At 69.9% G+C, this 9,942-nt stretch carries 2 protein-coding genes and 6 pseudogenes; 1 reads left to right on the top strand and 7 read right to left on the bottom strand.

Going from position 1 to position 9,942, the window contains the following annotated elements:
• The 6 genes and pseudogenes from AD428_RS25280 to AD428_RS16860 form a co-directional block, all read right to left on the bottom strand.
• A pseudogene (locus AD428_RS25280) lies at window positions 1–428 on the bottom strand (ABC transporter permease); the annotation flags it as partial.
• Between the two features lie 5 nt (window positions 429–433).
• Window positions 434–1,411, bottom strand: a complete 978-nt coding sequence (locus AD428_RS16880) for an ABC transporter permease (RefSeq protein WP_053245946.1) — start codon at window positions 1,409–1,411, stop codon at window positions 434–436.
• A complete protein-coding gene (locus AD428_RS16875; protein WP_053245945.1) occupies window positions 1,408–3,648 on the bottom strand; it encodes an ABC transporter substrate-binding protein in 2,241 nt (746 codons plus the stop codon). Before AD428_RS16875 ends, AD428_RS16880 begins: the two co-directional genes overlap by 4 nt.
• Window positions 3,649–3,759: 111 nt before the next feature.
• Window positions 3,760–4,395: pseudogene (locus AD428_RS29615) on the bottom strand (thermonuclease family protein).
• A gap of 115 nt (window positions 4,396–4,510) precedes the next feature.
• Window positions 4,511–5,523 (bottom strand): annotated as a pseudogene (locus tag AD428_RS16865) (magnesium and cobalt transport protein CorA).
• Window positions 5,524–5,598: 75 nt separating this feature from the next.
• Window positions 5,599–7,764: pseudogene (locus AD428_RS16860) on the bottom strand (ATP-dependent helicase).
• Between AD428_RS16860 and AD428_RS29610 the strand changes: the two are divergent.
• Window positions 7,675–8,801: pseudogene (locus AD428_RS29610) on the top strand (DUF72 domain-containing protein). The pseudogenes AD428_RS16860 and AD428_RS29610 sit on opposite strands and share 90 nt — an antisense overlap.
• Here AD428_RS29610 and AD428_RS26260 read toward each other — a convergent pair.
• A pseudogene (locus tag AD428_RS26260) lies at window positions 8,787–9,942 on the bottom strand (PLP-dependent aminotransferase family protein); the annotation flags it as partial. The pseudogenes AD428_RS29610 and AD428_RS26260 overlap by 15 nt on opposite strands.

The following is a 9,942-nucleotide window of genomic DNA, read 5'->3' as shown; positions in this document are numbered from 1 at the left end:
GGCCAGATGCGCGCCCGCGCCCCGCAGCAGCGGGAAATCGCGCACGGGCTTGCCGTCGATGAGCATGGTTTCCTTGGTGAACTGGCGCACGGCCAGCGGCTCGGAGTAGGTTTTTTCGGGGCGGGTGAGCACGGTGCCGGACAGCAGCCCGTCGAGCACTGACGCGACCGAGGGCGCATAGGCCGGCGCGGCGTCGGCGGGCGCGCCGGGCGCGGCGGAAGCAGCGGGCGGTAATGCACGGAATCGGCCAGCCCCACGATGGCGAACGCGGCCAGCGACGGCCGAGCACATGGCGGGCGTGTCGCGCGCACCCGGCCCCAGGTGGACCGCAAAGCGGGGCTGCGCGACACACGCCAGGCATACAGCAGCACGCCCAGCGCCATGAGCCAGAGCGCGACGTCGGTCCAGAGGAAAACGAACTTGGGCATGGCGGCTACTCGAATCGGACGCGGGGATCGGCCAGCGTGTAGGAGATGTCGGCCAGCACGAGCCCGACGATGTACAGCGCGGAACCGAGGAACACCATGGCCCGCACCACGGAGAAGTCCTGGGCGTTGATGGCGTCGATGGTGTAGCTGCCCAGCCCCGGAATGCCGAAAAAAGACTCCGAGATCAGGCTGCCCATGAAGAGCAGCGGCAAGGCCGCCACGGTGCTGGTGAGTATGGGCAGCATGGCGTTGCGCAGCACGTGGCGCAGCAGCACCACGCGCTCGGCCAGGCCCTTGGCGCGGGCGGTGCGCACGTAGTCCTTGCCGATTTCCTCCAGGAAGAGCGTGCGGTAGAAGCGCGCCTCCGGCCCCAAGCGCGACACGATGGCCACCAGCACCGGCAGCGCCAGGAACTTGGAGACGTCCCAGCCCCACTCGAAGCCGGAAAAGGGCACGAGCCGCAGCATCTTGGCGAAGAGCCACTGCCCCGCGATGATGTAGAACAGGCTGGAGATGGACAGCAGCACGACGCAGAGCACCACGCCCCAGAAATCCAGCCGCGTGGCGCGGAAGTACACCAGCCCCAGCGAGAACATCACGCTGACGAACAGCCCCAGCAGGAAGGTGGGCACGGCCAGGGCCAGGCTGGGCCCCATGCGGGTGCGGATCTCGCGGCCGATGTCGCGGCCGCCGTCGGACGTGCCGAATTCCAGCGCCAGCAGCGGCACGGAACGCTGGTAGAACACCGTGTCGGTCAGGCGGGCCGCGCCCTGGGCGCCGCTGTTGTAGAAGAGCGGCTTGTCGTAGCCGCGCTCGGCCTTCCATTTCTCGATGGCGTCCTGGCTGATCCGCTGGCCGCCGATGGACAGCCGCGCCATGTCGTCGGGCGTGTTGACGGCGAAGAACAGCACGAAGGTCAGCAGGTTGACGCCGATCAGGATCAGCATCCCGTACAGCAACCGGCGCAGAACGTAGCCGATCATGGCGCCTCCTCGCGCGCCGGCGCGGAAAAGGCCGTCTGGCGCTCGCGCCGGCGCAGCGCGGCGTACGAAGGCCATACCGCCGCGGCCAGCAGCAGCGCGAACAGGCCCAGCGGCCACCAGACGGGCCGGTTCCATTCGTCGATCTTGCGCTGGCGCAAGGGGGCGTCGATCTTCATGTATTGCAGGGTGTTGCGCACCATCTGGGTGGGCTTGGCGTTGCCCACCCATTGCTGGTAGGCGCCGCCCGACATGGGGAAATAGCCGAACATCCAGGGCGCGTCGCGCTGCACGATGGCGACCATGCGCGCGATGAGCCGTTCTTTCTCTGGGCCGTCGTCGAGGTACTTCATCTGTTCGAAGAGTCTGTCGAATTCGGGGTTCTGGTAGTTGGCCGCGTTTTCGCCGCCGGTCCTGGCCTTGGCGTTCGGCCCGTAGAGCAGGAACAGGAAGTTCTCGGCGTCGGGGTAGTCGGCGTTCCAGCCCCAGAAGAACAATTGCGCGGAGCCGCTGCGCATCTTGTCCTGGAAACGGTTGTAGTCGGTGGCGCGCACGTCGAGCTGCACGCCGAGCTTGGCCATCTGGCGGCGCATCCAGTCGAACTGCGGATTCGAGCCGCCGCCCACCATGGAATCGTAGTAGAGCACCAGCGGCGCGCCGGTCTTGGCGTTGCGGCCGTCGGGGTAGCCGGCCTCGGCCAGCAGCCGCCGCGCCACGTCGATGGACTTGCGTACCGGCTTGCCGTCCACCACGTCGTACACCACCGGGTTGATGCCCTCGGGGGGCTCGCGGTAGCCCAGCACCCCGGGCGGCACCGGCCCGTAAGCCACCGAAGCCTGGCTGTTTTCGAAGACCGCGACGTATTCCTCCCAATCGAAGGCGATGCTGATCGCCTGGCGCAGCTTGCGGTTCTTCTCGGCCTGTTCGGGCGTGTCGCCCTTGCCCACCACGGGGTCGAGCCAGTTGAAGCCCATGTACCAGTTCGCCGTCTCGATGGTGGTGGGCAGCTTGATGCCGTGCTCGCGGTACTGGCGCGCCTTGTCGGCGCTGTCGGCGGCGGCCACCAGCATGGCCACGCCGTATTCGCCGCGCTCGATCTGGGGCACGTCGTAGTAGCCCTGCATGAACTTGCCGGTGAGCGGGATGGCCTCTTTCTCGACGCTGAACACCGCGCGGTCGATGAAGGGCGTGGGCTTGCCGCAATCGGCCAGCAGGCCGGCCTCGCGGTCGCCGGGCTCGCCTTCGCAGGGATAGGGCTCGCCGTGATAGTTGGGATTGCGGGCGAGCACGTGGCGGCGGTTCTGCAGCGACTCCACCAGCATATAGGGGCCCGTGCCGACGGGCCAGGTATTGAGCGAGAGATCGTGGGCGGCCATGCCCGGCTGGCTGTAGAAGCGGTCGGCTTCCCAGGGCACGGGCGCGGTGAAGGTCATGGCGAGCCAGTACTTGAACTGGGGATACTTGCCCTTGACGCGGATGCGCAGCGTATGGGCGTCCAGCGCCTGCACGCCGGTGAAGCCGTCGGGTTCGCGCAGGTCCAGCCAGGGCGCGGCGCCCTCCGGGGCGGCGCGGCGCAGGGCCTGTCGCGCTGGCGCAGGCGGTCCGCCGCATTCTTTCATTCCCTCCACGTAGCTGGCCATGAGCGTGTAGATGGGAGACACCACGCGCGGGCTGGCCAGGCGGCGGAAAGCGTAGACGTAGTCGTCGGCGGTGAGCTCGCGCGTGCCGGTTTCGGGAAAATCGGGAATGGCGTACCTGCCTTCGAGATCGGCCGGCGACAGCGGGTAATAGGCGTAGGAGCCGTCGGGCCTGCGCGCGAAGGCCGGGTGAGGCTGGAAACGGATGCCGGGGCGGATGCGGATGTCGTACACGCTGTGGGCGATCTGCTCGCCCGGCGCGTCGGCCGGCAGCGGCCTGCCCCGGGCGTCGAGGTAGACCGGCGGGTCGATGGCGGCAGCCGCGCGCGGCACCAGCTCGTAAGGCCGCTTCAGGTAGTGATACCCGTAGAGCGGCTCATAGATGTTGTAGGTGTAGGGCGTCTCGTCGCCGGAATAGGAACTGGCCGGGTCCAGGTACTTGGGCGAGCGCTTGACGAACGCGGAATAGAGCGTGTTGCCGGCCTCGGCGCCGGCGGGATAGGGGCTGTTGATGGGGCTGTGCAGGGTGTTTTCCGGGGAGCAGCCTGACAGCGCCAGCAGCAGCAACACGGCTGCCGCCCAGAGCCGCTTCGATACACGCATGCGTAATGCTTCCTTTCTGGTAGCGGTTTGAGAGCCCGCCGACTTCCGCGGTGTCGGACGCCGAGTGAGAGCATATCGCAATCGACGCCGGCGCGGCACCGGCGCGCCACCCTATTGCGCGGCGTCGCACTGCCGCTGCCGCCAGCAGTCGTAGCGCCACTTCCAGGGCTGGACCGCGCGTTTCTGGGCCCACAGCCCCCTGCCCTCCCTCTGCGCGGCCTTCTGCAGTCCGGGCATGGCGGGATCGCGCAGGTAGGCGCCCTGGCGGGCGGTATAGGCCCAGGCGTAGCCGGCCTCCACCTGGAGCCGGTTGGCGGAACGCCCGTCTTCGAGAATCAGGGCGCAGATGTCGCGCCCGTACTGGTCCTGCTCGTAGCACTGGGCGGTGAGCGTCTTGCCCGCCACCAGGCCGGCCAGGTGCTGCGCGCGGCTCGGCGTAGGGCTGGCCGGGCTGCTCCGCGCCATGCCCTTCCTCGGGCGCGTCGATACTGTCCATGCGTATGCGGCGCTGGCCGCCGGGCGCGCGCAGCGTGACGGTGTCGCCGTCGGCCACGTTGACGATGGGCCCCGTGAGGGTATAGCTGCCGGCGGGCACGCCGTCGGCGGCGCCGCGTCCCGGCTGCCGGCCGGCGGAGCGGGCGCCCGCGGCTGCAGGTGGTTCACCAGGGCGCCGGCCGCCGCCAGGATGAGCGCCACGACCAGGGCGGTCAGCTTGCCGCCGTTGCGGAATGGGGGTTTGCCGCGCAAGATTGCCGGGCTCCTTCTCGTGTGGACAGGCTGGGGAAAACGGCTGGCAGTGTGCCACAGCCGCGTCCGGCGCGGCGCGGAAGCGGCCGTTTTGCCGCGCCGCCCGCCGGCGGCCCTAGAGCCAGCCCGACTTGCGGAAGCGCCAGTACAGGAAGGAGCAGGCCGCCGCGATGACGCCCAGCGTGACGGGATAGCCCCAGTGCGTCTTGAGTTCGGGCATGAACTCGAAGTTCATGCCGTAGATGCCCGCGATGGCGGTGGGCACGGCCAGGATGGCGGCCCAGGACGCGAGCTTGCGGGTGATGTCGTTCTGCGCCGACTGGCCGATCATGAGGCTGGCCTCGAAGGCGAAGGCCAGCGCCTCGCGCAGCGAATTGAACAGCTCGTCCACCCGCAGCACGCGGTCGGCCACCTCGCCGAAGTATGGGCGCGCGAGCTCGTCCACCGAAGACATTTCCACCCGCGCCAGGCGGCGGCAGATCTCGGCCAGCGGCGAGACCACGGTGTGCACGCGCAGCAGGTCGCGGCGCTGCCGGTAGAGCCTGCGGATATCGGCGTCCTTGGCGCCGCGGATCAGCAGCTTCTGCTCCGCGCCCTCGACCACCGCCTCGAACTTGCCCGCCGCCGCCACGTAGCGGTCGACCAGCCAGTCCAGCAGCTCGGAAGCCACGTAGTCGCTGCCGCGCTTGAGCAGGTCGGGCGAAGCCTCCAGGCGCTCGCGCAGCGGGCTGTGGCCCGCCGTGGCGCCGCGCCGCACGGTGACGAGAAAGCCGTCGCCGATGAGGAACTGGGTTTCGCCGAAAGCCGGGCGGTCGCCCTCGACCTCGACCGTGATGGCGACGATGAGCACCATATTGCCGTAGTCGATGATCTTGGGCCGCTTGTGCGGCTCCAGCATTTCTTCCTGGTTCTTGGTGCAGGCGCGAGCTGGCTCGTCACCTGGGCGAGCAGCTCGGGGCGCGGGTTGCGCAGCCCGATCCAGAGCATGCCGTCGGGCTGCCGGATATGGGCGCCCACTTCGTCGATCGGCACTTCGCGGGCGCGGCGGCCATTGACGTAGGCGATGGACGCGACGACTTCGCCGCCCTGCCCGGCGGCTTCGCGTGCTTCGGTGGTTTCCTTGAGCATAGACGACCTCAGGCGTTCGGCCCCCGCCTGCGCAGCGTGGAATACCGACGATGATAGCCCAGGGCGCGGCCCGGATCAGGAAAACAGGTCGCGCACGCGGCGCGTGACGTCGATGCGCGGCGCCTGCGGCGCGACGCGCCGCCCCGGCCGAACGGCAGCTCGGGCGGCTTGGGCAGGTGCTCGAAGAGGGGCAGCATGGCGTCCGTGATGAACCGGGTGCGCGAACCATACACGTGGCGGTCGCCCATGCCGGTCTGCTGGTGCACGTAGAACCGCTGCGGCACGATGAGCTGCAGCCGCTCGCGCGCGCGCGTCATGGCCACGTAGAGCAGGCGGCGCTCTTCCTCGATCTCCTCGGCCGAGCCGGTGCTCATGTCGGACGGGATGCAGCCGTCGACCACGTTGAGCACGTAGACGGCCTTCCACTCCTGGCCCTTGGCGGAGTGATGGTGGACAGGATCAGGTAATCCTCGTCGCGCAGCGGCGCGCCCGATTCGTCGCTGGTGGCGTCGGGCGGGTCCAGCGTGAGTTCGGTCAGGAAGCGCTCGCGCGAAGGGTAGCCGGCGGCGATGCGCACGAGCTGGTCCAGGTCGGCCTTGCGCACCCGGGCATCCTCGTACAGGCGCTCGATGTGCGTGGCATACCAGCGCAGGGCCAGGTCCACATCGGCCGGCCAGCGCAGCGCCGGATCGCACAGGGCTTCGTAGGTGCGGGCGAAGGCCCGCCAGTCTTCCTGGGCGGCCGCGCCGGGCTTGAATTCGCGCAAGGTGCGCAAGGGCTCGGCCGAGGCCGCCATGGCGTCCATCAGCCTGCCGGCGGTGGCCGGTCCGACGCCCGGCAGCAGCTGCGCCGCACGGAAGCCCGCCATGCGGCCGCGCGGATTCTCGGCCCAGCGCAGCACCGACAGCAGATCCTTGACGTGCGCGGCCTCCAGAAAGCGCAGGCCGCCGAATTTCACGAACGGGATGTCGCGCCGGGTGAGTTCCAGCTCCAGCGCGGCGCTATGGCTGGCCGAGCGGAACAGCGCCGCCTGCGACTTGAGCGCCAGGCCCGCCTCGCGCTGCGCCAGCACCTGGTCGGCCACCCAGCGCGCCTGGCCGGCCTCGTCGCTCACCGTCACCAGCTCCGGCCGCTGGCTGGAGGCCCGATCGGTCCAGAGGTTCTTGGCGTAGCGCTCGGCGGCCTGGCCGATGACCGCGTTGGAGGCATCGAGTATGGGCCGGGTGGATCGGTAGTTGCGCTCCAGCGTCACCACGCGGGCGGGCCGCGCGAACCGGGAGGGAAAATCCAGGATGTTGCGCACCGTGGCGGCGCGGAAGGAATAGATCGACTGCGCGTCGTCGCCCACCACCGTCAAGCCTCGCCCGTCGGGTTTCATGGCCAGCAGAATGGCGGCCTGCAGGCGGTTCGTGTCCTGGTATTCGTCCACCAGCACGTGGTCGAAGCGCGCGCCCACGTCGGCCGCGATCTCCGGATCGGACATCATTTCCGCCCAGTACAGCAGCAGGTCGTCGTAGTCGAGCGCCTGCTGGTCCTGCTTGGCGGCCACATAGGCGCGGAACAGGGACTTGAGCTCGTCTTCCCACTGCGCGCACCAGGGAAAGGCCGTGTTCAGCGCCTCGGCCACCGGCGCCTGGCTGTTGACCACCCGCGAATAGATCGCCAGGCAGGTGCCCTTGAGCGGAAAACGCGACTTGGCGGCCGACAGGCCCAACTCGTGGCGCACCATGCCCATCAGGTCTTCGGCGTCGCCGCGGTCGTGGATGGTGAAAGACGCCGACAGGCCGATGCGGCCGGCGCAATCGCGCAGCAGACGCGCCCCGATGCTGTGGAACGTGCCCGACCAGGGCAGCGAGGGCGGCTGCGCGCCCGGGCGCAGCCGCATGACGCGCGCCAGCACCCCGCCCACCCGGCGCTCCATCTCCTGCGCGGCGCGGCGCGAGAAGGTCAGCAGCAGCATGCGCGACGGGTCGCGCCGTTGAGGATGAGATGCGCCACCCGGTGCGCCAGCGTATTGGTCTTGCCGGAACCGGCTCCCGCGATGACCAGCAGCGGCCCGCTCTCCCCGATGCCGCCGTCCGCGCCATGCTCGACGGCCTCGCGCTGGGACGGATTGAGTTCGGCAAGAGGGTCAGCCGACCCGGGCCGGGAATCGGGGCGCCCGGCTGCGGGGCGCCCGGCTGCGGGGCGCTCCTGCCGGACCAGCGCGGCATCGGAAGGCGGAAAATCGGTAGCGGACATGGGGCGGGCCGCGGGCGGCCGTCGATCGGAAAACAGGAAATCGGGAACCGGGGAACGGAAACCGGAAGGCCGGCCGCGGATTGCTCCGCGCCAGCCGGGAACTGTATATTTATACAGAATTTTCCGAATTTCGTCCGACCTCCCTCATGCGCCTGCTCACGGGCACCGCCTCCTGGACCGACCCCACGCTGCTGGCCTGCGCGCTTCTACCCCGCGCACGCCCACACCCCCGAAGCCCGGCTGCGCCACTACGCCTCGCGATTCGGCCTGGCCGAGGCCGACGCCGGCTTCTACGCCCTGCCCACCGCGCAGACCACGCACCTTTGGGCGCAGCGCACGCCGGACGGCTTCGTCTTCAACGTGAAAGCCTACCGGCTCTTCACCGGCCACCAGACCCCGCTCTCGGCTCTGCCCGCGGACGTGCGGCGCGAACTCGCCGGCTGGCAGGCGCCGGTCATCTACGCCGACGGCATGCCCGGCGACCTTGGCGACGAGCTGTGGCGGCGCTTCCTGCTGGCCCTGGAGCCGCTGCGCCTGCCCGGCAAGCTGGGCGCGGTGCATTTCCAGTTTCCGCCCTGGGTGCGGCGCGACGCGCGCGGCTGGCGCGCGTGGCCGAATGCGCGCGGCGCATGGAGGATTTCCTGGTGTCGGTGGAGTTCCGGCACGCGAGCTGGTTCGACGGCCGCGCCCACGCGGGACACGCTGGCCATGGAACGCGAGCTGGGCCTGGCCCATACCGTGGTGGACGCGCCGCAAGGAGTGGACAACACGTGCCCGCGGTGTGGGCCTGCACGCACCCCGATCTCACGCTGCTGCGGCTGCACGGGCGCAATGCCGGCCGCTGGGGCGCCCGGGGCGCGGCGTCGTCGGGCCGTTTCCAGTACGAATACTCGCAGGAGGAGCTGGCCGAGCTGGCGCAACGCTTCGTCCGGCTGGCGCGGGAAAGCGCGCAGGCGCACGCCGTGTTCAACACCAACTTCGAAGACCAGGGCATGCGCAACGCCGCGGCGTTCCAGTCGGCGCTACGGGCGTATTGAGACGCGGTCCGCGGGGCGCGCCACTTCGGCCAGGGCGTCGAGCAGCACCTCGAACTTGCGCGCGATGTCGTGCTCGGGCACGCAGGCATAGCCCAGCAGCAGGCCCGAGCGGCGTCCCTCCTCGCCCGCGTAGTAGCGCGACAGCGGACGCGTCAGCACGCCGCGCGCCCGCGCCTCTTCCACCACCCGCAGGTCGTCCATGCCGTCCGGCAGGTTCAGCACCAGATGCAGCCCCGCCTGGCTGGCGTCGCGGTAGAGCCAGTCGGCGCCCAGACGCCGCTCGATGAGATTGACCAGCATGGCGCGCCGCCTGCCGTACAGCATGCGCATGCGCCGGATGTGGGCGGCGTAGTGTCCCTCGGAAATGAAAGCCGCCAGCGCCGCGTGCGTCATGAGGTGCCCTTCGCGGTACAGCTCGGCGTGCGCCGCCTGGAACGCGGCCGTCAGGCTCTTGGGCAGCACCAGGTACGCCACCCGCAGGCCGGGGTAGAGCGTCTTGCTGAACGTGCTCAGGTAGATGACGGGCGCGTCGGGCTCCAGCCCGAGCAGCGAGGCGATGGGACGCCCGGAGAAGCGGAATTCGCTGTCGTAGTCGTCCTCGATGATCCAGCTTCCGGCCTGGCGCGCCAGGGCCAGCAGCTGGCGGCGGCGCGCCAGCGACATCACCGGCCCCAGGGGGTACTGGTGCGAGGGCGTCACGAAAATGAAGCGCGGCGGCGCGCTGCCCGCGTCGGCCGGCACGCGCATGCCCTCTTCGTCGACGGGCAGGCGGCACGGTGCGCACGCCGTTGCGCGTGGAACACGCTGCGCGCTCCCCAGTAGCCCGGGTCTTCCGTCCAGGCCGTGTCGCCCGCGTCGCCCAGGATGCGGGTGACGAGGTCGATGGCCTGGTGCGAGCCCTCGGTGATGAGGATCTGCTCGGGATCGCAATCGATGGACCGCGTGATGGCCAGGTGCTGGGCCAGCGCCTCGCGCAGCGCCGGCAGGCCGCCGCCGTAGGCGTAGGTGAGCAGGTCGGGCGCGGGATTGCGCCACAGCGCGCTGTGGATGCGGGCGAACTTCTTGTGCGGGAACTCGGTGAGGTCGGGCACGCCGGGCATGAAGGCGCCCCATTGGTACGGCGAGCCGAGACGCCTCGACG

This window comes from Achromobacter sp. DMS1 (assembly GCF_001270295.1).
The sequence above is the reverse complement of the archived record's forward strand: the minus strand, read 5'-3'. Positions and strand labels throughout refer to the sequence as shown.

What these genes read in the sequence shown, in the direction of transcription:
- AD428_RS16880 (WP_053245946.1), bottom strand. Translation starts at nt 1,411, where the DNA reads ATGATCGGCTACGTTCTGCGCCGGTTGCTGTACGGGATGCTGATCCTG.
- AD428_RS16875 (WP_053245945.1), bottom strand. Translation starts at nt 3,648, where the DNA reads ATGCGTGTATCGAAGCGGCTCTGGGCGGCAGCCGTGTTGCTGCTGCTG.